Below are 24,590 nucleotides of genomic sequence, written 5' to 3'. Positions count from 1 at the left end.
CCGATGGCTCTCGACCCGGGAAGCCGCCACTGTTGAGGCCATGAGCACCACCGACACGGAAACACCTGAGGGACCACGGGTCACACGCGACGAGGCGCGTGACCTGAGCCGGCTCGTCCGCACCTCCTCCGCCAGACCGGAGAACCGCTACCTGGCCGGCGTCGCAGGCGGCATCGCCCGCCACCTCGACATCGATCCGATCATCGTGCGGATCGTCCTCATCGTCACCGTCTTCTTCGGCGGCGCAGGCGTCCTCGTGTACGCCGCCGGCTGGCTCTTCATGCCCGACGAGCGTGACGGCAGGGCGGTCATCACGCTCGACGCGCGCAACCGTGCCATCGCCCTGTGGATCGCCCTGGCGCTCGCCGCGAGCGCGTTGATCAGCGACGTCGCCGGCGGCTTCCACTTCCCCTGGTGGATCATCCCGGTGCTCGTCATCGTCGCCCTCGCCACGAAGTCATGGCAGTACGGACGCGGCGGCGCCCCCGAGGAGAACGAGGCGGTCGTCGTCGAGGTGCTCGAGAAGGCCCGAGCGAAGACCGAGGCCGCCCTGGCCCAGGCCCGCAACAGGTCCGACACCGCCGCGGCCGTCGCGCTGGAGAAGGCGAAGATCAAGACCGACGCCGCGCTCGAGCGCGCCCAGCAACGGGCCGAACGCGCCCAGCAGCGCTGGGAGACCAAGCGTGGCCCGCTCTTCTTCGGTTTCGCGCTGGCGCTGATCGTCCTCGCCGAGGGTGTGCTCGGCGTCATCGACGGTGCCGGCGCCTCCATCGCGGGACCGGCCTACCCGGCGCTCGCACTCGGCATCATCGGCCTGTTCCTCGTGCTCGGTGCCTTCTGGGGTCGTGCCGGCGGGCTGATCCTGCTCGGCCTCATCACCGCCGTCATCCTCGGCCTCACCACCGCTGCCGACCAGTGGGACGTGGACGGAGGCCGCTTCCGCGACCTCAACAACGTCCCGTCGACGGGCTCCGCGGTCGAGGACGACTACACGTTCCGCAACGGCGACTTCCTGCTCGACCTGACCCAGGTCGACGACGCCAGCTCGCTGGCCGGACGCAGCATCCACATCGACGGCCGTGCCGGACGGATCCGGGTGAAGCTGCCCGCCGGCCTCAACACGCAGGCGAGTGCCCACATCAGCGGGCCGGGGTACGTCCAGGCGCTCGGTGAGGAGGGCGCCGGATTCAGCCAGACCATCACCGGCCAGGACGGCAACGGTCAGGGCGCGACCGTGCACATCGACGCCGACCTCCGGTTCGGCGCCATCGAGATCGACGAGGAGTGAGGACCATGACCGAGACACCCAACCCCGATGAGGAAACGGTCGCCATCACGCCGGCACACCCGGACCTGACGAAGCAGGACCCGACGGTTGCGGCCACAGCTGAGCCCCGCTCCGGCTGGCATCCGGTCAACATCGGCCAGCTCGTGATGGGCCTGGGGTTCCTCTGCATCGTCGGCGCCTGGGCGCTCGTCCAGGCCGACGTCGTCCAGGGAAGCGACATCCGCTGGCTGCTGCCGATCCCGTGGCTGGTCGCCGGAGCCGTCGGCCTCGCCGCCGCCGCGTTCTCGTCAGCCCGCCGCCACGGCGTCCGCCGCTGACCGGCACCAAAAGGTCACCGTGACCCTTCGCGCTGTGAGTGACCGTTCGGAACCGTCACCCACAGCGCAAGAGGTCACGGTGACCTTTTGGTGCGGCGGCGCGTCAGGCGGGGGTGAGGAGGTCGCGGGCCGCGAGCGCCACGGCGGCGTCGTCACTGAAGACCCCGTCGACACCGGCGTCGAGGAAGCGGCGCGCCTGGCGGGCGTCACCGCGCAGCGTCCAGACGAAGACGACGAGGCCCGCGCGGTGCGCCTCAGCCACCAGGCCGGTCTCGAACCGGTCGCTGCTGAGCACCAGCTGACGGTCGGGACCGATCGCGTCGGCGTACGACGCCACCGACGCGCACGTGAACGGCTGGTCGGTCTCGAGCAGCTGGACGAGCGGCAGTTCCGTCATCGGCGAGAGCGCCCGGAGGAACTGCTCGTCGAACGACTGGATCCAGACCCGCTTGCCGCGGCGGTCCAAGCCGTGGTCGCGCAGGGTCTCGAGCACGGGCCGGGCCATCGGCAGGCCGGCGGCGGCGAAGTAGGAGGGGTGCTTGACCTCGGCGTGGAGCCCGATCCGACGGCCGGCACGCTGGGACTCCTCGGCGAGGAGCAGGAGGAGCTCGTCGAAGGTCGGGATCCGGGTGTCGGCCGTGTTGAGCGTCCGCAGCTCAGCGAGCGTGAAGTCGTCCACGAACCAGCCCTCGACAAGCTCGCGGTCGATCACACGCGAGCTGCGGCGCGAGGCGAACTCCCCGTGCAGGGCGATGTCGGTCGTACGTGAGAGCTCGGTGTCGTGGATCAGCACGAGCACGCCGTCACGGCTCATCTGCAGGTCGGTCTCCAGGGAGTCCGCCCCGAGCCGGCACGCCCGACGGAAGGAGGGAAGGGTGTTCTCCGGCAGGTGGGAGGGAGCACCGCGATGTCCGATGACGAGGCCCAGGCCGCGCGAGGTCATGCCTCCACGATCGGCGGAGGAGGTGTCGACTTCACTCCTTCGACATGAACGGCGTCCGACAGGACAGCGTGCGTTGCCACACACCCCCTAGGGACGGTCGTCCTCGCTCCACGTGACGCCCTCACGGATCACCCTCGCCGGGACGCCGGCCACAGCCACCTGGTCACCGACCTTCTGGTTGCGCACCATCGCCCGCGCGCCCACGACCGAACCGGAGCCGATCTCGACGTCACCGGAGACGATGACGTCACGGCAGAGCCACACGTGTCGGCCGAGACGGATGCGGCCGCCGTAGGGATTGAGTCGCGCGCCCGTCGCCACGTCCTCGAGGCGGTGCATGTCGTCGGTGGCGATGTAGACGTCGGCCGCCCAGAGCTGGTCGGCGTCGCAGAAGATCGAGCCGCCGTTGCGGGCGTCGAGGATCGCGCAGCGCGTCGCGATGACGTCGCCGATCAGCACGATCGACGACCCGGGACCGCAGTAGATGTCGGTCGCCGTGAGCCGGCAGTCCGAGCCGAGGAAGATCAGCGCGTCGTCTCCGCCGACGAGGAGGGAGACGACGTTCGGGATGTCGCTCGCGATCACGATCACGACGTTCTGGAACGGGTACGGCGTCAAGGTCTCGATGAGGCCCTCGGGAAGGAGGACGCCGGGACGCAGATAGATGGACGAGCCGCTCCCCTCCCACCACGACGGCAGGTCGGAGGAGGGGATCTCGATGAGGTCCAGCGTGTCGATCAGCTCGGCCGGCACCTCGGCGTCGATCAGGCGCGAGCGATGGGCCGGATCGAGCATGGGAGCTAACTTAGCGTCGTGAAGATCTCGATGGCCCTGCAATACGCCGGCAATCCTCGTGAAGCCGCGGACCAGCTCACCGAGCTCGAGGCCGCCGGCCTCGACCAGGTCTGGGTCGCCGAGGCCTACGGCTTCGACGCGGTCTCCCTGATGGGCTACATCGCCGCCAGGACCGAGCGCCTGGAGATCGCCGCCGGGATCCTGAACGTCTTCTCCCGTACGCCGGGCGCACTCCTCCAGACGGCAGCCGGCCTGGACAACGTCAGCGGCGGACGCGCCGTCCTCGGCCTCGGCGCCAGCGGTCCGCAGGTCATCGAGGGCTTCCACGGCATGCCCTACGACCGTCCACTCGGCCGCACCCGCGAGGTCGTCGAGATCCTCCGGATGGGCCTACGGCGCGAGCCGCTCGTCTACGAGGGCAAGCACTTCACCCTTCCGCTCCCGGCCGACCAGGGTGTCGGGCTGGGCAAGCCGCTCAAGCTCCTCACCAGGCCCGAGCGGGCGGACCTGCCGATCTGGATCGCCGCCCTCGGCGACGCCAACGTGGCGCTCACCGCCGAGATCGCCGACGGCTGGTTGCCGATCTTCTTCTCCCCCGAGAAGGCTCGGTCCGTCTGGGGCGAGACGCTGGCGAAGGGCGCGGCCAAGCGCTCCCCCGACCTGGGCACACTCGAGATCAGCGCCGGTGGGCTCGTCGCGATCGGTGAGGACGTCAAGGGGATGCTCGACTTCGTCCGCCCGTACGCCGCCCTCTACATCGGTGGGATGGGGGCGAAGGGCCGCAACTTCTACAACCAGCTCTTCACCCACTACGGCTATGAGAAGGAGGCTCATGCGATCCAGGAGCTCTACCTGGCAGGCAAGAAGAAGGAGGCCGAGGCGCTCGTCCCGGTCGAATTCCTCGAGGAGATCAGCCTCGTCGGGCCGGCGTCCTACGTGAAGGAGCGGATCGAGGCCTTCCGCGCCGCAGGGGTGACGAGCCTGCAGGTCGTCCCCGGCAGCGACGACCCGGTCGGACTGATCGGCCAGCTGAAGGAATGGACCTCCGCTTAACTTCAGGGAGTGATCGCTGACGGCGGGCGTCCCGGCAACGCGGCCACGTTTGTCGTCATAGCTTGACGACAAACGTGGCGCACCACACAGTGTCCCTTGTGTCGCACTCGCGCCGGCGTTCGCACGCCCCGGGATCGCACGCGTCGCTGCGCAATGCGAACCAGCGGCGCGTGCTCGACGTCCTGCGCGCAGGCAAGGCCGACTACACCCAGGCCGAGCTGGCCCGGCTGACTGGCCTCGCGCCGGCGACGATCTCCAACATCGTGCGCGACCTGACCGCCCTGCGGCTCGTGCAGGCGGACGCCGGCAGTGGCAGGCGAGGCTCGTCAGTCCGCCTCTCGCACGAATCGGGCCTGGTCGCCGGCGTCGACTTCGGCCACTCCCACCTCGGCGTCGCGATCGGCACCCTGACCGGTGAGATCGTCGCCGAGGAGCGCCACCTCCTCCGTCCTGCCCACGCGTACGACGGCTCCCTGGCGCTCGCCGCCTCGCTCATCGCGGAGCTCGCGCCCGATCACGCCCCGGTCATGCGGGTGGCCATGGGCCTGCCCGCCCCGATCGCGGGCGGCGTGGTGCGCGGTCCGCACATCCTGCCCGGCTGGCACGGAACCGAGGCCCGTGATCGCGCCGCGGAGATCTTCGGGATCCCTGTGGAGCTCGAGAACGACGCGAACCTGGGCGCCCTCGCCGAGCACCGGCGGGGCGCGGCCCAAGGGCGCCGCAGCTCGTTCTTCATCAAGATCTCCTCCGGCGTCGGTGCCGGGATCGTGCACGACGACCAGCTCTTCCACGGTGCCATCGGGACGGCCGGCGAGCTCGGGCACATCACGCTCAACGAGACGGGGCCGCTGTGCCGCTGCGGCGGCCGTGGCTGCCTGGAGGCCTACACCTCGATCAACTCGATCATGGCCCGGACGGAGGGGCGCGTCAGCGCTACCACCTTCGACGAGCTCATCGCCGCGGCACGCGCGGGTGAGGTGGTGCCGCGCGGCGCCATCGAGGACGCTGGCCTCCACCTCGGTTGGGGCCTGGCCGGCGTCGTGAACCTGATCAACCCGGAGGTGCTCGTGATCGGCGGCGACATCGCCCGCGCCGGCGACCTGCTCCTCGAGTCCGTCGCGATGGGCGTACGCCGACATGCCCTCGACGTGGTTGCGCAGACCCCGGTCGTGATCGGAGCACTGGCCGATCGGGCCAGCCTCGTCGGCGCCGTACTGCTGGCCGCGGAGCGCACCGAGCTCAGCCTCGACCCGCCCGTCTGAGTCGGCGGCCCGAGGGCGATGACACATTTCTGTAACAACGCTGAGATTCCCGGCGCCATTCACTGGACGTGACCCAGTTCACTTTATATGTTGTGCCGAACAACAAACACGGCCCCGCAGCTGTCCCCCCGAATGACAGTTCGCATGGGCCACGGCACCGCAAGGAGGCGGTTCGCTTGAAGCGAAAGCACAGTTTGGTCCTCGCCGGAATCCTGGGTGCCTCGCTGGCGCTCACCGCGTGTGGGAGTAGCGACGACAGCAACGCGTCGGACAGCAAGGACTCCAAGGGCAAGATCGGCGTCATCCTCCCCGACACGAAGTCCTCGGTCCGCTGGGAGACGGCCGACCGGCCGGCCCTCGAGTCGGCCTTCAAGACCGCCGGCGTCGACTACGACATCCAGAACGCCGAGGGCGACGCGGACAACATGACGAAGATCGCCGACAGCATGATCGCCTCCGGCGTCACCGTGCTCGCGATCGTCAACCTCGATTCCGACTCCGGTGCCGCGATCGAGGAGAAGGCGGCCTCGCAGGGCGTCAAGACCATCGACTACGACCGCCTCACCCTCGGCGGCTCGGCCGACTACTACGTCTCGTTCGACAACACCAAGGTCGGCGAGCTCCAGGGCCAGGGTCTGGCCACCTGCCTCGGCGACAAGCCGGCGAACATCGTCTACCTCAACGGCTCGCCCACCGACAACAACGCGACGCTCTTCTCCGCAGGCGCCCACAGCGTCCTGGACAAGATGAGCAACTACAAGGTCGTCGGCGAGCAGGCAGTCCCGGACTGGGACAACGACCAGGCCGTCACGATCTTCGAGCAGCTCTACACCGCTGCGCACGGCAAGGTTGACGGCGTCCTCGCCGCCAACGACGGTCTCGGCGGCGCCGCGATCTCGATCCTCGAGAAGAACGGTGTCGCGGGCAAGGTCCCGGTCACCGGCCAGGACGCCACGGTCGAGGGCCTGCAGAACGTTCTCGTGGGCAAGCAGTGCATGACCATCTACAAGTCCGCCAAGCTCGAGGCCGGCGCCCTCGCCGACGCGGCCATCGCGCTGGTCAAGGGCGACAAGGCCGAGACCACGGGCACGACCAAGGACGCCACCGGCAACCGCGACGTCCCGTCCATCCTGCTGAGCCCGCAGGCCGTCACGAAGGACACCGTCAAGGACGTCATCACCGACGGCGGCCAGAAGGCCTCCGACGTGTGCACCGGCGCCTTCGCCGACGCCTGCAAGGCAGCCGGCATCAGCTGAGCACGAGCTCATCAGGTCCGGGCCGTGTGGGCACCCCACACGGCCCGGACCCCCTGGCGCGCGGGTCTCATCCGGCCTTCAGCGTTGTCTCGAACAACAAATTCCTGACCTCCAGCGAAAGAGGGATCACCATGACGCAGCCGCTACTCGAGCTCCGCGGCGTCAACAAGAGCTTCGGCAACGTCCACGTCCTGCACGATGTGGACTTCGCCGTCTATCCCGGCCAGGTGACCGCCCTGGTCGGCGACAACGGCGCCGGAAAGTCGACGCTGGTCAAGGTCATCGCCGGCATCTACGGTCGTGACACCGGCGACTACCTCTTCGACGGCAAGCAGGTCAACGTGCACAGCCCTCGTGACGTCGCGGGCCTCGGCGTCGAGGTCGTCTACCAGGACCTCGCGCTCTGCGACAACCTCGACATCGTCCAGAACATGTTCCTCGGCCGGGAGGAGCGCACCGGGCCCCTCGGCCTCGCCCTCGACGAGGTCGACATGGAGTCCCGCGCCCGCGAGACCCTCGCGTCCCTCTCGGTCCGCACCGTGAAGTCGGTCCGCCAGAGCGTGGCCAGCCTCTCCGGCGGTCAGCGCCAGACCGTCGCCATCGCGAAGGCGGTCCTCTGGAACTCCAAGATCGTGCTCCTCGACGAGCCCACCGCCGCCCTCGGTGTGGCCCAGACCCGCCAGGTCCTCGACCTCGTCCGCCGACTGGCCGACCGTGGCCTCGGCGTCGTGCTGATCTCGCACAACATGACCGACGTCTTCGAGGTGGCCGACCGGATCGTGCCGCTGTACCTCGGCCAGGTCGCGGCTGACGTCGCCACCAAGGACGTCACTCACTCCCAGGTCGTCGAGCTGATCACGGCCGGCCGCTCCGGACACCTTGGCATCGCCGAGACCGCGACCATCTGACCTCGGACAAGGACTCCTCCCCATGACCACTGCACCCTCCAGCGCCCCCAAGAGCGGGGCCCCCAGCGACTTCGCGATCGACTCGCACCAGGCCGGCAGTCTCCGCGACGCCGTCCGCGACTACCTCGGCCGCGTACGTGGCGGGGACATGGGCTCGCTGCCCGCCATCTTCGGCCTCGTCATCCTCTTCATCGTCTTCGCCCTGGCCAACGACACGTTCCTGTCGACGCTCAACCTGGCCAACCTCATCACCCAGTCGGGCTCGATCTGCGTGCTGGCGATGGGCCTCGTCTTCGTCCTGCTTCTCGGCGAGATCGACCTCTCGGCCGGTGTGACCGGCGGCACTGCAGCAGCAGCGACCGGCCTGATGATGGTCAACCACGGCCAGTCCTGGTGGATCGGTGTCCTCGTCGGCCTCGCGGTCGGCGCGGTCATCGGCCTCCTGATCGGCCTGCTCGTCTCCGAGCTGGGCATCCCCTCCTTCGTCGTGACGCTGGCCTTCTTCCTCGCCCTCCAGGGCGTGATCCTCAAGATGATCGGCGCCGGCGGTTCAATCCGTATCGACGACGACGTCATCCGTGGGCTCACGATCAAGAACGTCCCGGTCACCGCAGGTTGGATCGCTGCCGTCGTGATCGTCGTCGGCTTCGCCGTCCTCTCGGTGCTCCGGCACCGCACGCAGGTCGCCAAGCAGCTCGCGCACGCGCCGTTCTCTGTCCTGATCGTCCGAATCGTCGCTTTCGCCGCGGTCGTCCTCGGCGTCACGGCCCTGCTCAACACGAACCGCAGCCTGAACCCGGTCTTCCCGATCCATGGCATCCCGTGGGTGTTGCCCGTGGTGGTCGCCCTGCTCGGCTTCTGGACCTTCGTGCTGATGCGCACCCCGTTCGGCCGCCACCTGTACGCCGTCGGAGGCAACGCCGAGGCGGCTCGCCGCGCGGGCATCAACGTGCGTCGGATCAAGATCATGGCCTTCATGATCAGCTCGTCGATGGCGGCCGTCAGCGGGATGCTCGCCGCGTCGTACGCCGGGAAGGTCTCCACCAGCTCCGGTGGCGGCAACACGCTCCTCTACGCCGTCGGGGCGGCCGTCATCGGCGGCACCAGCCTCTTCGGCGGGCGCGGTCGGGCGATCGACGCCGTCATCGGTGGTGTCGTGATCGCCACGATCGCCAACGGCCTCGGCCTGCTCAACCAGGCGAGCTACATCAACTACCTGGTGACCGGTGGCGTCCTGCTCCTGGCCGCGAGCGTCGACGCGATCTCACGTCGCCGCCGCTCGGCCTCGGGCGTCTAAGGCGCACCATGGCGGCACCACGGCGGACAGGACGGGGAACCAACCAGGAAGCCGTCCGCCGCCACAATCTCGGGACACTGCTCCGGCATGTCCATGCGGCCGGTCAGATCTCACGCGCTGACCTGACCAGCCGCATGGGGCTCAACCGCTCCACCATCGCCGGCCTCGCGGCCGAGCTCGGGGCCGCGGGCATCGTCGAGCACACGGGCCCCGCCGCCGTGAGTCGACAGGGCGCAGGCAGGCCCTCGGCCGAGGTCCGCCTCGCCGTCGAGGGCCCCTACGTCGTCGCCGTCGATCTCGGCGTCGCCCATGTGGCCGTCGCACGGGTCGGCCTCGGCGGCCGCGTCCTCGAGCGCACCGAGGCCGAGCTGCCCGCCGATCCCGAGGCATGGAAGGTCGGCGCAGCGGTGGCGGCGCAGATCCGCACGGTCCTCCGCGAGGCACCGCGGGGCGCTCCTCTCGTCGGCATCGGCGTCGGCGTACCGGGTCTGGTGCGCAGTGGCGACGGTCTCGTCCGCCTTGCACCGAACCTCAACTGGCACGACGTGGCCTTCACCTCCGTCGTCCTGGCCGCCCTCGGCCTCGACATCCCGATCACGGTCGCCAACGACGCCGACCTCGGCGCCCTGGCCGAGCACCAGCGCGGTGCCGGAGTGGACGTCGACGACCTCATCTATGTCACCGGCAACGTCGGTGTCGGCGCGGGCATCATCGCCGGTGGCCACCCCCTCCGCGGCGTCGCGGGGTACGCGGGCGAGGTCGGGCACCTCCGGTTCGACCCGGCCGGCGCCCCCTGTCACTGCGGCAACGTCGGGTGCTGGGAGACCGTCGTCGGCGGCCCGGCGCTCGCCAAGGCGCTCGGCCTCGCGACCACCGACATGACCGGCATCGTGGGCGCCCTCGACGCCCTGGAGCGCCCGACGGAGGAGCTCTGCGCCATCGGCGGCGACCTCGGCCGCGGCCTCGCCGGGATCGTCAACGCCTTCAACCCCCAGCGGGTGATCCTCGGTGGCTACTACACGGCCCTCTACCAGCTCGTGAGGGACGAGGTCGATCGCGGCCTGAGTGCCGCCTCCCTGGCGGCGCCCCGCACGTCGGTCCGGTTGGCGCTTCCGGGCCTGGGCTCCGATTCCGTGCTTCTCGGCGCAGCGGAGATGGCCTTCGAACCGCTCCTCACCGATCCCGTCGAAGGCCTGGCCTCCTCGATCGTCGACGTCAACTCAGCGCTCTCGGACGCACTACCCCTCGGCTAGTGTTCGCCGTCCTCGATGGGCGCGAGCAGCTGGTCGTCGTCCACCGCGACGCCGGCCTGCGCGAGGACGTCGGTCAGGATGGCGACGACGTACCTGCTGAGCCGGTCGACGAGCGCCTCGGTGCTCTCGTCGGCATGGTCGAGCCACCAGATGATGCCGGCGTCGACGAGACCCACCAGCGAGGCCATGGCCCCGTCGGGCGGCTCCGCGTTCACGGCCAGGTGGGCGTTGACCTGCTGCGCCAGGTCACTGAGGAAGCGCTCGCGCCCCAGCCGGGTGCGATGCAGCGCGCGGGTCTGCGGACGCGAGGCGAGGAAGCGGTAGAGGTTGGGATGCTCCGCGGCCCAGGCGACGGAGACGTCGACGAGGCGGTGCACGATCTCGGGCGGCGTACCGGGCTCGGCGAACGCCGCACGGACCTGGCCAACCAGGTCGCCCGAGGCCACGATCGCCACCGCGACGTCGAGCTCCTCCTTGCCCCTGAAGAGGCGGTACATGTTCGGCCGTTGGACGCCGGCGCGCTCGGCGATCGAGGCCATACCGACGTCGGGGCCGTCCTCCTCGATCGCGACCAGGGCCGCGGCAATGACCTGCTCCCGTCGGCGCCCGTCGTCCCCCGTACGCCTGACCGGCGAGAGGCTCGCCACGCGATCCAGCCATCGGGACACATCCACCACGCGGGCACCGTACACTCCGATACAGCCTGTATCGTCCACTCTCGACCCTCCGACCCGAAAGGGGCACCCATGCCTCCTCGCCGCTCGCCCTGGATGGACAGCGACCTCGACGACTTCCGCGACCTCGCGCGCACCTTCATGGAGAAGGAGGTCAAGCCGAACATCGAGAAGTACATCGAGCAGAAGCACGTCGACCGTGAGCTCTGGAACAGGGCCGGCGAGATGGGCCTCCTGTGCGCCTCGATCCCCGAGGAGTACGGCGGCGGCGGGGGCACCTGGGCGCACGAGACCATCCTCATCGAGGAGCAGGCCTACGCCGGCGACTCCTCCTGGGGAGCCAGCCTGCACAGCGGCATCGTCGCCCACTACCTCCTCGCCTACGGCACCGAGGAGCAGAAGCGGGAGTGGCTTCCGAAGATGGCCTCCGGTGAGGTGGTCGGCGCGATCGCGATGACCGAGCCGGGCACCGGCTCGGACCTTCAGAGCGTGCGCACCAAGGCGCTCAAGGACGGTGACGACTACGTCATCAACGGATCGAAGACCTTCATCACGAACGGTGCCCAGGCCGACGTCGTACTCGTCGTCGTGAAGACGAACCCCGAGGAGAAGGCCGCTGGCATCTCGTTGGTCATCGTCCCGACCGACACCCCCGGCTTCTCCAGGGGACGCGTGCTCGACAAGATCGGCATGAAGGGGCAGGACACCTCCGAGCTCTCCTTCGAGGACGTCCGCGTCCCGCAGTCCAACCTGCTCGGGGCCGAGGAGGGCCAGGGCTTCGTGCAGCTGATGCTGCAGCTCCCCCAGGAGAGACTCATCGTCGCGGTCTCCTGCCTCGCCGCGGCCGAGGCCGTCGTCGACCTGACCCACACCTACGTCACGGACCGGCAGGCCTTCGGCCGCCCGATCTTCGGCTTCCAGAACACGAAGTTCGTCATGGCCGAGGTCTTCACCGACATCCGCGTGACCCGCTCCTTCCTCGACGAGTGCATCGAACTCCACCTCGAGGGCAAGCTCGACATCCCGACCGCCGCGATGGCCAAGCTCTGGGCTTCCGAGCACGCCCAGCAGGTCGTCGACAAGTGCCTCCAGCTCCACGGCGGCTACGGCTACATGAACGAGTACCCGGTCGCGCGGGCATGGGCGGATCTTCGCGTTTCCCAGATCTACGGAGGTACCTCCGAGATCATGAAGGAGATCATCGCTCGCTCGCTTCCGGCGCCGAGCTGACACTCAACGGGGAGAAGCGATCATGACCACGTTGCACACCCGCCCGCAGGGCCGGCAGGAGTACTACGAGACGCTGCGCACCCTGTCGCAGGCCTCGGTCGACATGCACTTCGAGGCGTTCCGCGACATCGCCTGGGACGAGCCGGAGATGTCGATCGAGTACGACGACCCCCGGTTCATCCTCAACGACGCCGACGAGATCGGACGCCACCCCTGGTACAAGACGCTGCCGCGTGAGCGCCAGATCGAGATCGGGATGTACCGCTTCGCCCAGATCGCCAAGGTCGGTCGCCAGTTCGAGCAGGTCCTCATCGCCGGCGTCATGCACCACCTCATCGGCATGGAGGACCGCAACCCCGAGTTCCGCTACGCCATGCACGAGGTCACCGAGGAGACCCACCACGTCCAGATGTTCCAGGAGGCCGTCAACCGGTTCGGCACGGACATCGCGGGCGCCCCGGCGTGGTTCACCAAGCTGGCCCCGCTCATCACGTCGGCCGGATCATGGTTCCCCGAGCTCTTCTTCGTCGGCATCCTCGCCGGCGAGGAGCCGATCGACCACCTGCAGAAGTCGATCATGCGCGCCGGCGGTTCGCACCCGCTGATCGACCGGATCATGCAGATCCACATCGCCGAGGAGGCCCGCCACATCGGCTTCGCCCATCAGTACCTCGAGCACCACTGGCCCGACCTGGGCCTGATCAAGCGCCAGCTCCTCACCGTGATGTTCCCGGTCACGATGCGGGCACTGTGCGACGTCATCATGATCCCGAGCGCCAAGGCGCGAGCGGACATGGGCATCCCCAGCGAGGTCGCCAAGGAGATCTGGTGGAGCTCCGACGACTCGGAGAAGCTGCTGCGCGACCTCTTCTCCGACGTGCGGATGCTCGCGGACAACCTCGGCATCCGGAAGGGCCCGGCGCGTCTGCTGTGGAAGGCACTCGGGATCGACGGCCAGCCGGCCCGCTATCGCAGCGAGGTCAGCGCCGCCGCCGACTGACGTCCCTCAGCCGAGCTTGAGCGGCGTGCTCTCACCGCTCTGACGCACCATGATCGCGTCGACCACGAAGAGCGCGATGAAGCCCGCCAGCATCTTGTCGCACAGCGAGTTGAGCAGGTTGGTGGAGAAGACGCTCACCACCATCGACTGGCCGCGCTGCAGCATGGTGTCGACCAGCCCGTCGCTGCCATGACCGGTGTGGCCGTCGTAGAAGCTGACGATGATGACGGTGGCCAGGCACGTGACGAAGAGGGCGACCAAGGCGTTGAGTCCGACGAACCGTGGGATCGAGCGGCCCAGGCCGCGCCGTACGCCGTAACCCCAGATCAGGGCACCGCCGCCGTTGCAGAGTCCGAACCACAGTGCGTTCCAGTTGTGCGAGGAGTGCGCCTCCCCCACGTTGGTGAGGACGCCGACGAGCGCGCCGTGCCACGGGCCGAGGACGATCGCCGCGATCGCGGTGCCGATCATGTCGAGGTAGAGGTCGAAGGGGACCACCTTGTTGAAGGCGTCGCCGGCGAGGTTCAGGGCGAGGCACCCGATCATGAGAGCGACCGCCAGCGGTGCCCGCAGGCGCTGCAGGGTCTGGCGACCGGCGCTGAGGGGCGGGAGCTCGAGTCGCTCGTCGACGACAGGGACAGCCTGGTCGTTCGCGGGGCGTGCCGCCTCCGCGCACCGGGCCCGCCATGCGGCGACCTCCGCCTCGTCAGCTCCCAGGCTCCGCACGACCTCGGCGACGAGGTCGGCGTCGATCCGTTTCCGACCGACGCGGAAGAGGTCGTAGACCGTCGTGCGGGCGATCCGCGCCTCGTACTCCGGGATCCCGCGTGCCTGGCGGTCCGCCATCACGCGGGCGGCGATGTCGGCGTACGACGGCGTCCCGGCCTCCGCGCGGCGCTCGCGCAGGCTCAGGATCAACCCGTCCAACGGCGTCACGGTCGATGCCGCGGCTGACGCCTCCAGCGGATCTCCAGCGGTGATGACGGCTCCCCGGAAGTGGCAGTGGACATACACGGCGCCCGAAACGCCGGGGCCAAAGGTAACGGATCATGCCCCTGACGACATGGTCAGCACAGAGGCCCCGTTCGGAAGATTTTCCGATCGCGCGAGGAATGAGCCGGATTAGCCCGGGTATCTCAAGGTCACGTCTATTCGGGAGGTAAACATGGCGCTTCTGCTGTGGATTATTGCTGTGGTTCTGGTTGTCTCTGGGATCGTCGCGTTGGTGCGCGGCCAGTTGCTCTGGGGCATCGTGTTGATCGTTGTCGGACTGCTCGTCGGTCCGGGTGGCGTGAGCATCTTCACCTGACCGACCGGAGACCTGTCGGGGCCAGCTGGGTTCACACCCGCTGGCCCCGTCGTCGTAGGAGCCCCTGCGCGATGCAGACGCCGAGGATCACCCCGGCGCCGCCGACCAGCTCGGCGGCGTTCGGCGTCTCCCCCAGGCAGAGCCACGCGGTGAGGATGCCGACGACCGGCACGATGAGGATCCACGGCACCACGCTGCTGGAGGGGTAGCGGGCCAGGAGTCCGTTGAAGATCGCGAAGCCCAGCATGGTGGAGACGAGGACGGTGTACGCCGTCGAGACGCCGGCCTTCCAGCCGAAGGCCTCAAGGCCGTCGGCCACCCCGTGCGGCCCCTCGACCACCACCGCCAGCAGGATCATCGGCAGGGGCACCACGAGCGAGGACCAGATCGTGAGGTTGAAGCCGCCGCTGACCCGGAGCGCCCGGGTCAGTGCGTTGCCGATCGCCCAAGAGAGGCCCGCCGCGAGGCAGAGCACCAGCGCGACGGCCGTGATGTGGCCGCCCCTGCCGGCGCCGACGACGACCATGCCGATCGCGCCGATGGTGACGCCGACGATCTGAGCCGTGGTGGGCGTCTCGCGCAGGACGGTGGCCGCGAGGACGATCGTCAGCGGCACCTGCACCTGGAGGACCAGCGAGGCGAGGCCCGCCGGCATGCCGAGCGCCATCGACGTGTAAAGCAGGCCGTACTGCCCGCCCAGCGTGAACGAGCCGATCAGCAGCAGCTTCGACAGAGGCACATCGGGCTTGCGCACGAAGAGGATCGCCGGGAAGACGACGAAGAGGAAGCGGATCGCCACGAAGAGCAGCGGCGGGATCCGCTCGGACTGTGGGTCGCTCTCCGACCCCAGCCCCCACTCCAGGACGACGAAGTTGAACCCCCAGATCGTCGGCAGCAGAACAGCGAGCAGGCGATCGCGCAGGGTCACAGGTGTCACCCTGTCGGGGTCAGCGATCGAGCGGCAACTCGTTTGTTCGGCTCCGCTTGGCCTCGTACATCCGCAGGTCGGCGAGACGCAGGAGCTCCTCGGCTTCGACGCCGTCGCGCCCCACGATCGCGAGTCCGACGCTCACGCCGACCGCCACCGCATGTGAGGCGGGATGGTGATCGATGGCCTCCTGCAGGCGGTGGTGCAGCTGCTCGGCGACGGCGCCGGCCGTGGTCCCGTCGTCGAGTCGGAGGAGAGCGACGAACTCGTCGCCTCCGACCCGAGCGACGACGTCGCGGGCGGGGAGAGCCTCGGTCATGGCGGCCGCCACGGTCCGGAGCAGGTCGTCACCGACGGCATGCCCGAGGGTGTCGTTGACCGCCTTGAATCCGTCGAGGTCCACCATCAGCAGCGCCGACTCATCACCGCCGGTGACCGCCGTAGCGAGAGCCTCGTAGACGACCATCCGGTTACCCACGCCCGTGAGCGGGTCCAACCTTCCCTCGGCGCGCAGGCGCTCCTGCTCGGCCTCGTGCGGCGTGACGTCGGCGATGGCATGGAGGACGAGGTCGCGCCCGCGCTGGTCGCGGAGCGGTCGCGTCCGCGTCTCCACGGAGCGGACCCCGCCACCGGACCGGACGACGGTCGCGCGGGTGACACCGTCGGCCGAGGGCAGCAGGTCGTTGGGCGCCACCCAGCTGCTCAGTTGCTGGCCACGGAGGACGGCAAGCTCCAGGCCGATCAGCTCGGCGAAGGCCGGGTTGGCGAGCTCGATCCGCCCCTGTGCGTCACACAGGGCGAGCGGAGCGGGCGCCTCGGTCATGAGCGTGGTGGCCCACGCGCGGGCCTCGCGGAGGTCGGACTCGAGCCGTCGTCGACGTACGTCGGTGCGGAGCCAGAGCAGGAGGAGCAAGAACGCGACGACCGCCACCCCGACCGGGACGGCGACGAGGCGACCGACGACCAGGCCGACGACCGTCAGGACCGCGAGCGTCCCGAGAGCGACGAGCACCCGTGCGAGCGGGGCGGAGCCGGCCAGCCCTCCGGATTCCGCGGAGACGTCGGGCATCACCGGGGCTGGGCGGGTCGGGTGGTCGGCGAGCACCGACACCGTCCCCTGGCCGTCGGTACGGAGGAGCGTGTCGATCTGGTCCGCCTCGACGGCGTGGCTCATCAGGTAGCCCTGCCCGAAGGGACAGCCGAGACGGCGGAGTGCCTCGACCTGCCGGACGTTCTCGATGCCCTCGGCCACGACGTGGACGCCCAGGGAGAGACAGAACCGCACGAGCGACTCGACCACGCGCTGGTTCGGCCCGCCGGTGCCGAGCAGCTGTACGAAGCTTCGATCGATCTTGATGCCCTGGACGTCGAACCGCTGGAGGTAGGCGAAGCTCGAGTTGCCGGTGCCGAAGTCGTCGAGCGTGACGTTGCATCCCATCGCGGACAGCTGGGCGAGCATCTGCTCGTGGCCGCGACCGACCGAGGAGAGCATCGTCTCGGTGAGCTCGAGGATCAGCGCGTCGGTCGGCACGCCCGCCTCGGAGGCGAGCGTCGCCACCCGGTCCGGGAGCAGAGGGTCGACGAGATCGGCCACGGCGATGTTGACCGCGACGCAGAGATGGGCGCCGGCGGGGGTGGAGCGCCATCGCGCGAGGTCGGTGAGCGCCTGGCGCATGACCAGGTCGTCGATCCTGCACACGAGCCCGTTGGCCTCGGCATCGGCGAGGAACCGGTCGGGGAGGATGAGGCCCCGACCGTCACGGTCGCGGATCCGGACCAGTGCCTCGAGCGCGACGAGCTGGCCGGTGCGTAGGTCGTAGCAGGGCTGATAGGCCACGACGAGACGTCCCTCATCGAGCGCGCCCTCGAGCTCGTCGCGCGTGAGCCCGCCCGCCTCGGCCTCCACCGCGGCCCTCCCTCTTGCTCTCCCCAGCTCTTGCTCTCCCCAACCGGCGTGCGACCGGCGCCTGACGATACCTCCGCGTCCCGCCCGCCCGCACTGGCTGCGCGCTCACGGCCTCCAGGCCGGGTCCCGGCCGATGAAGCCGGCGAGGCGCTCCTGGGCGGGTGCCTCGTCGGAGACGGGCACGATCCGGCCGTACTGGCCGCTCCCCCGCAACATCTCGGGATCGACCGTCGCGAGGCCGGCGAGCAGCGCCTCGCTCCGGGCCTCGTCCAGCTGCGGGTCGAGCTCCTGGGAGCGCGCGAGGTCCCACGTGTGCATGAAGACGTCGTTCGTGTAGAACTGGTCGATCGCCGCCTCCACCGGCTTCTCGCCGAGGAAGTCGCTCCGATAGAGACGCCCTCGCGGGTCCTCGAGCAGGGCCTGTACGGCGGCGGTGTGCTGCCTCCACGCCTGGGCGGGGTCCGCGAGGTCGACCGCCGGCAGCTCGATGCCGGCACCGTGCTGCAGGAAGCCCGGGAGCCACGTCACCAGATGCCCGACCACGTCCCGGGCCTTCCAGCCGGCCACGGGTGTGGGTGCGTCCCAGTCGGTGACCTGGTCGACGATCTCGCTGAAGTGACCTGCGACGGACTGGTGCTCCTGGGCTTCGCTCATGGCTCCATCATGGGTGGCGCAGGGATCTCCCGCCTAGGCTCGGTGCATGAGCGATGCCGCCGTCACCGTGACCCAGTTCCTGGACCTGCTTGCCACCGGCCAGGCCGCCGAGGCCGTCCTGATGGTCTCCGACGACATCGAGTGGCGCAACACCGGCCTGCCGACGCTCCGCGGACGTCGCGTGGTCGATGCCCTGCTCGCGATGGAGAAGCGCGGCATCGCCTTCTCAGCCGACATGCACCACATCGCCAGCAACGGCAACGTCGTGCTGACCGACCGGACCGATCACCTCGGCTACAGGAGGTTCACCGCATCCTTCTGGGTATGTGGCACCTTCGCGCTCGATGAGTCCGGGAAGATCGTGCTCTGGGACGACCACTTCGCCAACGGCAACGTCCTGATCGGCACGCTCAAGGGCCTCGCCGGCCTCTTCCGCCGCCGCTGAGCAGGCCTACCGTTCAGCCCGCGAGCTGTGCGGCGACCGCCTTCAGGTCGGTCACCAGGCCGTCGTACGCCGCCTCCCGGTCGTCGCGCGCACGGAGCACGGCCGAGGGGTGGATCGTGGTGAGAACCCACGGACTCGTCCCTCCGGAGGCGGCCGGCAGCGGCCACTCCTTGAGCTCGCCGCGGGACTCACCGACGCGGAAGTCGGCGCCGTAGAGGGCCTTTCCCGCCGTGCCGCCGAGCAGGACGACTCCCTCGGGCTGCACCATCTGGAGCTCGGCCTCGAGCCACGGCAGGCAGGCGCGCACGTGCTTGCTCGCCGGTGACATGTGGATCCTGCGCTTGCCCTGCTCACGGAAGCGGAAATGCTTCACGACATTGGTGACGTAGGCGTCCGCCCGCTCGATGCCGGCCTCGGCGAGCGCACGGTCGAGCAGCTCCCCGGCGGGGCCGACGAACGGCTCGCCCTCCCGGTCCTCGCTGTCGCCCGGCTGCTCCCCGATGAGCATCAGACGCGCCGGAGCGCGGCCCTCGCCCATCACCACCTGCGTGGCCGGGGCATAGAGCTCGCAGCCGCGACACTCCTGCGCCGCTTCGTGCAGGCTGTGCGGCGTCGGGTCCGACGGGACCCACGGACTGGCATCACTCATACGAGCGGGGTACCCCTGCGCCGCGAAGTCATCAGCGACGCGTGGCCCGCTGGTGCGAGAACTGCTCCTGGCGCCTCGCTCACTCCCACTCAATCGTGCCCGGGGGCTTCGAGGTGATGTCGACGGTGACGCGGTTGATCTCCCGGACCTCGTTGGTGATGCGGGTGGAGATGCGCTCGAGGACGTCGTACGGGAGACGCGCCCAGTCGGCGGTCATGGCGTCCTCCGAGGTGACCGGGCGCAGGACGACGGGGTGACCGTAGGTGCGGCCATCGCCCTGGACGCCGACGGAGCGCACGTCGGCCAGCAGGACGACCGGCATCTGCCAGATGTCGTTGTCGAGCCCGGCCTTGGTCATCTCCTCACGCGCGATGGCATCGGCGTCGCGGAGGATGTCGAGGCGCTCGCGGGTGACCTCGCCGATGATCCGGATGCCGAGGCCCGGGCCGGGGAACGGCTGGCGCTGGACGATCACGTTGGGCAGGCCGAGCTGGGCACCCACGGCGCGCACCTCATCCTTGAAGAGCGTGCGCAGCGGCTCGACGAGCTCGAACTCGAGGTCCTCCGGGAGGCCACCCACGTTGTGGTGGCTCTTGATGGTCGACGTGCCGGCGCCGTGACCGGACTCGACGACGTCGGGGTAGAGGGTCCCTTGGACGAGGAACCCGACGGTGGAGCCCTCCGGCGCCGAGGACATGATGTCGGCCTCGGCACCCTCGAAGGCCCGGATGAACTCGCGGCCGATGATCTTCCGCTTCGCCTCCGGCTCGCTGACACCGGCGAGGGCGTCGAGGAACTGCTTCTCGGCATCGACGACGACGAGCTTGGCACCGGTGGCGGCGACGAAGTCACGCTCGACCTGCTCCGACTCGCCCTTGCGCATCAGTCCGTGGTCGACGTACACGCAGGTGAGGCGGTCGCCGATGGCCCTCTGCACGATGGCAGCGGCCACCGCAGAGTCGACTCCGCCGGAGAGGCCGCAGATGGCGCGGCCGTTCTCGCCGATCTGCTCGCGGATCCGCTCGATCTGCTCCTCGGCGATGTTGCCGATCGTCCAGGTGCGGTCGCACTTGGCGATGTCCCAGAGGAAGTGCTCGAGGATCTGCTGGCCGTGCTCGGAGTGGAGCACCTCGGGATGCCACTGGACGCCTGCGAAACCGGCGTCGACGTTCTCGAAGGCCGCGACCGGCGTGCCCTCGGTGGAGGCGAGGACGGTGAAGCCCTCGGGGGCCTGGGAGACAGAGTCGCCGTGGGACATCCAGACGTTGTGCTCCGCCGGGATGCCGGCGAGCAGCGTGCCACCCAGGCCGACCGTGACCGGCGTGCGGCCGTACTCCCGGTAGCCGTTGTTGTCGACGGTGCCGCCGAGGCCCTGGGCCATCAGCTGGAAGCCGTAGCACATGCCGAAGACGGGGGTGTCGGCCTCGAAGATCGCAGTGTCGAGCGTCGGGGCGCCGGGCTCGTAGACCGAGCTCGGGCCGCCGGACAGGATGATCGCCTTGGGGTTGCGCGCGAGCATCTCGGCTACGGGCATCGTGTGAGGCACGATCTCGGAGTAGACCTGCGCCTCGCGGACGCGCCGCGCGATCAGCTGGGCGTACTGCGCCCCGAAGTCGACGACAAGAACAAGATCGTGCTCCGGCTCAGGCATGCGGCGAATTCTATCCATCCCCGCCCCGCCGTCGGTCATATGGCAAGGCGCGCGAGCGAAGCCGGCCTCCAGGCCGGCGAAGCGAGCAGCAACGCAGCCAGATGGCCGGCGCCGGGAGCGGGGATGAAATGTCTGAAGCCCGGCCGGGGAGGGAGGGATGGCCGGGCTTCAGCGGGGTCTTGTGACCGCCTAAGACCCGGAAATCTAAGGGAGGGAGCAAGTCCCGGGTCTGATCACTTCAACGAAGCCCTCCCGAGGCGGTTACGCGGGTGACGAAGAAATATCCGAAGTTTTTTCGAGACTCTCCCGAGCGACCGTGACCGGGTCGATCGGCCCTGCCGCGTGCTTGCCCACAGTGACCTCGACGATGGGCAGTCGAAGCGCTCCCGGAGCCGTCGGCGGGACCGCGGGACGGACCGGAGCGACAGGTGCGATCGGGATGTAGCGCTCCCCCATCGCGGGCCGCGGGTCGGCTTGGCCCTTGTTCGGCCAGAAGCTCATCGCGCGCTCCGCCTGGGCGGTGATGGTGAGGGACGGGTTCACACCGAGATTCGCCGAGATCGCCGAGCCGTCGACCACGTGGAGGCCGTCGTACCCGTAGAGACGCTGGTAGGGGTCGAGCACGCCGGTCTCGGGCGAGTCACCGATGGCGCACCCTCCGATGAAGTGGGCGGTCATCGGGACGTCGAACGGCTCACCGATCGTGCCGCCGGGGAATCCCGCCTCGCCACCGGACGACATGTGGGCCGCCATCAGGCGCGCGCCCTCGTTGGCCGCCGGGATCCAGGTCGGGTTCGGCGCGCCGTGGCCCTGCTTGGAGGAGAGCTTCCAGCCGAGCGCCGTCTTCTTGGGGAAGACGGTGATCGAGTTGTCGAGCGCCTGCATGACGAGCAGCACCACCATTCGCTCCGACCAGTGCTTGAAGTCGTAGAGCTTCGTGAGGTCGGTCTTGTGTCGCCACATCTCCTTGAGCCAGCGACGCTTGCGGCCGGGGCCACCGTCGGTGAGGACGGTCTGGAGCAGCGACATCGAGTTGGAGCCGTGGCCGTAGCGGACCGGCTCGAAGTGGGTGGTCGCATCGGGGTGGATCGACGACGTGATCGCGACACCCTCGGTGTAGTCGACGGCGAGGTCGGGCGCGATCGCGCCAAGGATCGCCTCGGAGTTGGTGCGGGTGAGCTCGCCGAGACGGTCGGAGACCTTCGGGAGGTCACCGGTGACCTTGAGCGTGTGCAGCAGCTTCTGGGTGCCGATCGCAGCGGCGGAGAAGATCACCTGGTCGGCCGTGAAGGTCTTCGTCGCGGCGCCGCCACGACGGAGCTTCGCCTTGGTCCAGCGAGCGCGCACCTCATAGCCGCCGCCCTCCGACTCCGGGCGCGGGATCACGCGGGTGACGGTGGTGAGCGGGTGGACCACCGCGCCGTTCTTCTCGGCGAGGTGGAGGTAGTTCTTCACCAGGGTGTTCTTGGCGTTGTGGCGGCAGCCGACCATGCACTCGCCGCACTGCAGGCAGGCGTTGCGGTCGGGGCCCTCGCCACCGAAGAACGGGTCGGCGACCCGCTCACCGGGCGCGACGCCGTCCTGCCCGAAGAAGACGCCCACCGGCGCCTGGTGGTACGTGTCGGCCACGCCCATGTCGGCGGCGACCTTCTGCATGATCGTGTCCGCCGGAGTGACGAAGGGGTTCTCCACGACGCCGAGCATCCGCTTGGCCTGGTCGTAGTGGGGCGCGAGCTCGGACTTCCAGTCCGTGATGTGGCTCCATGCAGGGTCGTTGTAGAACGGGTCGAGGGGCTCGTAGAGCGTGTTGGCGAAGACCAGCGAACCGCCGCCTACGCCCGCGCCGGCGAGGATGAGGGCATCCTTCACCATGTCGATCCGCTGGATGCCGTAGCAGCCGAGGGCGGGATTGAAGAGGAACCTCTTCAGGTCCCAGGACGTGTCCGCGAAGTCGGAGTCGTCCAACCGCGCCCCCGCCTCCAGTACGCCGACCTTGTACCCCTTCTCCGTCAGGCGGAGTGCCGACACGGAGCCGCCGAAGCCGGAGCCGATGATGAGGACGTCGAAATGCTGTGCCGCGGGTGTCGTCATGACTAGGCGCGTCCCGTCTTCTTGAGGGCCTTGAGGCTCACGGTGAGGACCTTCGCCCACGTCTCGTCGCTCATGCCGAACTGCGGAGTGATGTTCATCAGTCGCTCGGTGGCGACCGTCTGGGTCTCGGTGTAGCGGAGGATGCCCTCGCGGCCCTGGCGCCGGCCCATGCCGGACTCGCGCACGCCGCCCATGGGCGCCTCGAGGCTGCCGAAGCTGGCCGCGAAGCCCTCGTTGACGTTGACCGTGCCGGCCTTGATCTGCGCGGCGACGCGACGACCACGTGAGCTGTCGCGGGTCCAGACGCTGGCGTTGAGGCCGTACTCCCCCTCGTTGGCGCGGGCGATGGCGTCGGCCTCGTCGGTGAAGCGGTAGACGCTGACGATCGGCCCGAAGGTCTCGTGCGCGAAGCACTCGGCCGCAGGCGTGACGCCCTCGAGGATGGTCGGCTCGAAGTAGAACGGCGCGAGCTCGGGCCGCGCCCTGCCGCCGGTGCGGACGTGTGCGCCGTGGGCGACCGCGTCCTCGACGTGGCGCACCGCGGTGTCGAGCTGGTCCTGGCTTATCAGGGAGCCCATGTCGATCTCCCAGTCGAGACCGGCACCGAGCGTCATGGCCTCGACCCGGGCGGTGAAGCGCTCCATGAAGCGGTCATAGATCGCGTCGGCGACGTACATCCGCTCGATGGAGACGCAGAGCTGGCCGGTGTTGGAGTAGACCGCGCGCACGGCGCCCTCGGCGGCCCGCTCGATGTCGGCGTCGGCGAGGACGAGCATGGGGTTCTTCCCGCCGAGCTCGAGCGAACAGCCGATCAGTCGCTCGGCGCAGCCGGCGGCGACGCGCTTGCCGGTCGCGGTCGAGCCCGTGAAGCAGATGTAGTCGGCCTTCGCGATGATGCTCGTGCCGACGACCGAGCCGGGTCCGGCGACGACCTGCCAGAGGTCACGCGGCAGGCCGGCCTCCTCGAGCAGCTCGGCGCCGAGGAGCGCCGACAGCATCGTCTGGGCGTCGGGCTTGGCCACGACCGCGTTGCCGGCGGCGATCGCGGCGAGGCCGTCGCAGAGCGCCATCGTGAACGGGTAGTTCCACGGCGAGATGATGCCGACGACGCCCTTGGGGAGGTGGTTGAGGTCGATCCGGGTGAGGAGCGGGAAGACGCCGGGCTTGCGCTCCGCGGCGAGGTGCTTGTCGAGGGTGCGGCCGTAGTAGCGCGCGGTGAGCGCGATGTGGACCGGCTCGTCGAAGGCATGCTTCCGCGCCTTGCCGGACTCGAGCACGATCAGGTCGAGGATCTCGGCCTGGCGCTCGAGGACGAGGTCGTGGAGCTTGAGCAGCATCGCCTTCCGCACCGCGAACGGCGTCCGCGCCCACTGCTCCTGCGCCGTGCGCGCACGGGCGAACGCCTCGACGACGTCCGCCTCCGAGGACTGCGGGATGTGCGCCAGTGGAGCGCCGCTGATCGGCGACGTCACCTCCTTGGACTCCCCGGAGGTGGCGAGGATGCGCGACGTCAACCGCTCGACGTACTCGGGCTCGAGGGCGAGGACCGCCGCCGGGTCGTGCTCAGGGTCCCGCGGGCCGTCGGTCAGGTGCGTCGTTGCATGCTGGTCGGACATATACCCAGAGTATGTGACCGCCGCCACGCGTGCCAGAGAAAACCGTGACACGAGTCCCGGTTATT

23 protein-coding genes are annotated in these 24,590 nt (G+C 69.3%); 12 read left to right on the top strand and 11 right to left on the bottom strand.

The window, feature by feature from the left end:
- Positions 1-40 precede the first annotated feature (40 nt).
- Both LH076_RS03400 and LH076_RS03395 read left to right on the top strand, forming a co-directional pair.
- Positions 41-1,288 (top strand): PspC domain-containing protein, encoded by a 1,248-nt coding sequence (locus LH076_RS03400; RefSeq protein ID WP_227782597.1) that lies wholly within the window; start codon positions 41-43, stop codon positions 1,286-1,288.
- Between the two features lie 5 nt (positions 1,289-1,293).
- Positions 1,294-1,605 carry a hypothetical protein gene (locus tag LH076_RS03395; RefSeq protein WP_227782596.1) on the top strand — a complete coding sequence of 104 codons (312 nt, stop codon included), beginning with the start codon at positions 1,294-1,296 and terminating at the stop codon, positions 1,603-1,605.
- Positions 1,606-1,708: 103 nt separating this feature from the next.
- Here the strand turns inward: LH076_RS03395 and LH076_RS03390 are convergent, their stop codons facing one another.
- A complete protein-coding gene (locus tag LH076_RS03390; protein WP_227782595.1) occupies positions 1,709-2,548 on the bottom strand; it encodes a glycerophosphodiester phosphodiesterase family protein in 840 nt (279 codons plus the stop codon).
- Between the two features lie 87 nt (positions 2,549-2,635).
- Positions 2,636-3,343, bottom strand: coding sequence for an acyltransferase (locus LH076_RS03385; RefSeq protein WP_227782594.1), 708 nt, complete (start codon positions 3,341-3,343; stop codon positions 2,636-2,638).
- An 18-nt stretch (positions 3,344-3,361) separates the two neighbouring features.
- Between LH076_RS03385 and LH076_RS03380 the strand changes: the two genes are divergently transcribed.
- The 6 genes from LH076_RS03380 to LH076_RS03355 all read left to right on the top strand — a co-directional run bounded on the left by LH076_RS03380 (position 3,362) and on the right by LH076_RS03355 (position 10,372).
- Complete coding sequence (locus LH076_RS03380; protein ID WP_227782593.1) at positions 3,362-4,396, top strand: LLM class F420-dependent oxidoreductase; 1,035 nt, start codon at positions 3,362-3,364, stop codon at positions 4,394-4,396.
- 98 nt (positions 4,397-4,494) lie between these two features.
- Positions 4,495-5,658 (top strand): ROK family protein, encoded by a 1,164-nt coding sequence (locus LH076_RS03375; protein WP_227782592.1) that lies wholly within the window; start codon positions 4,495-4,497, stop codon positions 5,656-5,658.
- A 176-nt stretch (positions 5,659-5,834) separates the two neighbouring features.
- Entirely contained in the window at positions 5,835-6,914 is a 1,080-nt protein-coding gene (locus LH076_RS03370; protein ID WP_227782591.1) for a sugar ABC transporter substrate-binding protein, read from the top strand.
- Positions 6,915-7,045: 131 nt separating this feature from the next.
- Entirely contained in the window at positions 7,046-7,822 is a 777-nt protein-coding gene (locus LH076_RS03365; protein ID WP_227782590.1) for an ATP-binding cassette domain-containing protein, read from the top strand.
- Positions 7,823-7,844: 22 nt separating this feature from the next.
- Complete coding sequence (locus LH076_RS03360) at positions 7,845-9,119, top strand: sugar ABC transporter permease (protein WP_227782589.1); 1,275 nt, start codon at positions 7,845-7,847, stop codon at positions 9,117-9,119.
- A gap of 134 nt (positions 9,120-9,253) precedes the next feature.
- Positions 9,254-10,372 (top strand): ROK family protein, encoded by a 1,119-nt coding sequence (locus tag LH076_RS03355; RefSeq protein ID WP_227782588.1) that lies wholly within the window; start codon positions 9,254-9,256, stop codon positions 10,370-10,372.
- Here the strand turns inward: LH076_RS03355 and LH076_RS03350 are convergent.
- On the bottom strand, positions 10,369-11,049 hold the full coding sequence (locus tag LH076_RS03350) for a TetR/AcrR family transcriptional regulator (protein ID WP_227782587.1): 681 nt from the start codon (positions 11,047-11,049) through the stop codon (positions 10,369-10,371). The genes LH076_RS03355 and LH076_RS03350 overlap by 4 nt on opposite strands.
- A 69-nt stretch (positions 11,050-11,118) precedes the next feature.
- Between LH076_RS03350 and LH076_RS03345 the strand changes: the two genes are divergently transcribed.
- Both LH076_RS03345 and LH076_RS03340 read left to right on the top strand, forming a co-directional pair.
- The gene (locus LH076_RS03345; protein WP_227782586.1) at positions 11,119-12,276 is read left to right on the top strand and encodes an acyl-CoA dehydrogenase family protein; all 1,158 of its coding nucleotides are present in this window, start codon (positions 11,119-11,121) and stop codon (positions 12,274-12,276) included.
- 22 nt (positions 12,277-12,298) lie between these two features.
- Entirely contained in the window at positions 12,299-13,276 is a 978-nt protein-coding gene (locus tag LH076_RS03340) for an AurF N-oxygenase family protein (RefSeq protein ID WP_227782585.1), read from the top strand.
- A 6-nt stretch (positions 13,277-13,282) separates the two neighbouring features.
- Here LH076_RS03340 and LH076_RS03335 read toward each other — a convergent pair whose 3' ends face one another.
- A complete protein-coding gene (locus tag LH076_RS03335; protein ID WP_227782584.1) occupies positions 13,283-14,203 on the bottom strand; it encodes a hypothetical protein in 921 nt (306 codons plus the stop codon).
- 238 nt (positions 14,204-14,441) lie between these two features.
- On the opposite strand from LH076_RS03335, the gene LH076_RS03330 reads away from it, so the two are divergent.
- Positions 14,442-14,585 carry a GPGG-motif small membrane protein gene (locus LH076_RS03330; RefSeq protein ID WP_227782583.1) on the top strand — a complete coding sequence of 48 codons (144 nt, stop codon included), beginning with the start codon at positions 14,442-14,444 and terminating at the stop codon, positions 14,583-14,585.
- Positions 14,586-14,616: 31 nt separating this feature from the next.
- Here the strand turns inward: LH076_RS03330 and LH076_RS03325 are convergent, their stop codons facing one another.
- The 3 genes from LH076_RS03325 to LH076_RS03315 form a co-directional block, all read right to left on the bottom strand.
- A complete protein-coding gene (locus LH076_RS03325) occupies positions 14,617-15,513 on the bottom strand; it encodes an EamA family transporter (protein WP_227782582.1) in 897 nt (298 codons plus the stop codon).
- 19 nt (positions 15,514-15,532) lie between these two features.
- Positions 15,533-17,419 carry an EAL domain-containing protein gene (locus LH076_RS03320; protein ID WP_227782581.1) on the bottom strand — a complete coding sequence of 629 codons (1,887 nt, stop codon included), beginning with the start codon at positions 17,417-17,419 and terminating at the stop codon, positions 15,533-15,535.
- A 105-nt stretch (positions 17,420-17,524) separates the two neighbouring features.
- Complete coding sequence (locus LH076_RS03315) at positions 17,525-18,073, bottom strand: maleylpyruvate isomerase N-terminal domain-containing protein (RefSeq protein ID WP_227782580.1); 549 nt, start codon at positions 18,071-18,073, stop codon at positions 17,525-17,527.
- Positions 18,074-18,119: 46 nt separating this feature from the next.
- Here LH076_RS03315 and LH076_RS03310 point away from each other — a divergent pair, with 46 nt between their 5' ends.
- Positions 18,120-18,518 carry a limonene-1,2-epoxide hydrolase family protein gene (locus LH076_RS03310; protein WP_227782579.1) on the top strand — a complete coding sequence of 133 codons (399 nt, stop codon included), beginning with the start codon at positions 18,120-18,122 and terminating at the stop codon, positions 18,516-18,518.
- A 13-nt stretch (positions 18,519-18,531) separates the two neighbouring features.
- On the opposite strand, the gene LH076_RS03305 is transcribed toward LH076_RS03310, so the two are convergent.
- From LH076_RS03305 to LH076_RS03290, 4 genes are all read right to left on the bottom strand, one after another.
- The gene (locus tag LH076_RS03305; protein WP_227782578.1) at positions 18,532-19,167 is read right to left on the bottom strand and encodes a UdgX family uracil-DNA binding protein; all 636 of its coding nucleotides are present in this window, start codon (positions 19,165-19,167) and stop codon (positions 18,532-18,534) included.
- A gap of 79 nt (positions 19,168-19,246) precedes the next feature.
- Positions 19,247-20,818 carry a glutamine-hydrolyzing GMP synthase gene (guaA, locus tag LH076_RS03300; RefSeq protein ID WP_227782577.1) on the bottom strand — a complete coding sequence of 524 codons (1,572 nt, stop codon included), beginning with the start codon at positions 20,816-20,818 and terminating at the stop codon, positions 19,247-19,249.
- Positions 20,819-21,079: 261 nt separating this feature from the next.
- Complete coding sequence (locus LH076_RS03295; RefSeq protein WP_227782576.1) at positions 21,080-22,909, bottom strand: GMC oxidoreductase; 1,830 nt, start codon at positions 22,907-22,909, stop codon at positions 21,080-21,082.
- A gap of 2 nt (positions 22,910-22,911) precedes the next feature.
- Positions 22,912-24,525: a succinic semialdehyde dehydrogenase gene (locus LH076_RS03290; RefSeq protein ID WP_227782575.1), complete on the bottom strand. Its 1,614-nt coding sequence runs from the start codon at positions 24,523-24,525 to the stop codon at positions 22,912-22,914.
- Between the last annotated feature and the right edge of the window lie 65 nt (positions 24,526-24,590).

The organism is Nocardioides sp. Kera G14, from assembly GCF_020715565.1.
Classification (GTDB): domain Bacteria; phylum Actinomycetota; class Actinomycetes; order Propionibacteriales; family Nocardioidaceae; genus Nocardioides.
Note: the sequence above shows the minus strand (reverse complement) of the source record. Positions and strands in the feature narration are given on the sequence as shown.

What these genes read in the sequence shown, in the direction of transcription:
- LH076_RS03355 (WP_227782588.1), top strand. Translation starts at nt 9,254, where the DNA reads ATGGGGCTCAACCGCTCCACCATCGCCGGCCTCGCGGCCGAGCTCGGG.
- LH076_RS03305 (WP_227782578.1), bottom strand. Translation starts at nt 19,167, where the DNA reads ATGAGTGATGCCAGTCCGTGGGTCCCGTCGGACCCGACGCCGCACAGC.
- LH076_RS03385 (WP_227782594.1), bottom strand. Translation starts at nt 3,343, where the DNA reads ATGCTCGATCCGGCCCATCGCTCGCGCCTGATCGACGCCGAGGTGCCG.
- LH076_RS03340 (WP_227782585.1), top strand. Translation starts at nt 12,299, where the DNA reads ATGACCACGTTGCACACCCGCCCGCAGGGCCGGCAGGAGTACTACGAG.
- LH076_RS03290 (WP_227782575.1), bottom strand. Translation starts at nt 24,525, where the DNA reads ATGTCCGACCAGCATGCAACGACGCACCTGACCGACGGCCCGCGGGAC.
- LH076_RS03395 (WP_227782596.1), top strand. Translation starts at nt 1,294, where the DNA reads ATGACCGAGACACCCAACCCCGATGAGGAAACGGTCGCCATCACGCCG.
- LH076_RS03315 (WP_227782580.1), bottom strand. Translation starts at nt 18,073, where the DNA reads ATGAGCGAAGCCCAGGAGCACCAGTCCGTCGCAGGTCACTTCAGCGAG.
- LH076_RS03360 (WP_227782589.1), top strand. Translation starts at nt 7,845, where the DNA reads ATGACCACTGCACCCTCCAGCGCCCCCAAGAGCGGGGCCCCCAGCGAC.
- LH076_RS03400 (WP_227782597.1), top strand. Translation starts at nt 41, where the DNA reads ATGAGCACCACCGACACGGAAACACCTGAGGGACCACGGGTCACACGC.
- guaA (WP_227782577.1), bottom strand. Translation starts at nt 20,818, where the DNA reads ATGCCTGAGCCGGAGCACGATCTTGTTCTTGTCGTCGACTTCGGGGCG.
- LH076_RS03345 (WP_227782586.1), top strand. Translation starts at nt 11,119, where the DNA reads ATGCCTCCTCGCCGCTCGCCCTGGATGGACAGCGACCTCGACGACTTC.
- LH076_RS03295 (WP_227782576.1), bottom strand. Translation starts at nt 22,909, where the DNA reads ATGACGACACCCGCGGCACAGCATTTCGACGTCCTCATCATCGGCTCC.
- LH076_RS03330 (WP_227782583.1), top strand. Translation starts at nt 14,442, where the DNA reads ATGGCGCTTCTGCTGTGGATTATTGCTGTGGTTCTGGTTGTCTCTGGG.
- LH076_RS03365 (WP_227782590.1), top strand. Translation starts at nt 7,046, where the DNA reads ATGACGCAGCCGCTACTCGAGCTCCGCGGCGTCAACAAGAGCTTCGGC.
- LH076_RS03390 (WP_227782595.1), bottom strand. Translation starts at nt 2,548, where the DNA reads ATGACCTCGCGCGGCCTGGGCCTCGTCATCGGACATCGCGGTGCTCCC.
- LH076_RS03310 (WP_227782579.1), top strand. Translation starts at nt 18,120, where the DNA reads ATGAGCGATGCCGCCGTCACCGTGACCCAGTTCCTGGACCTGCTTGCC.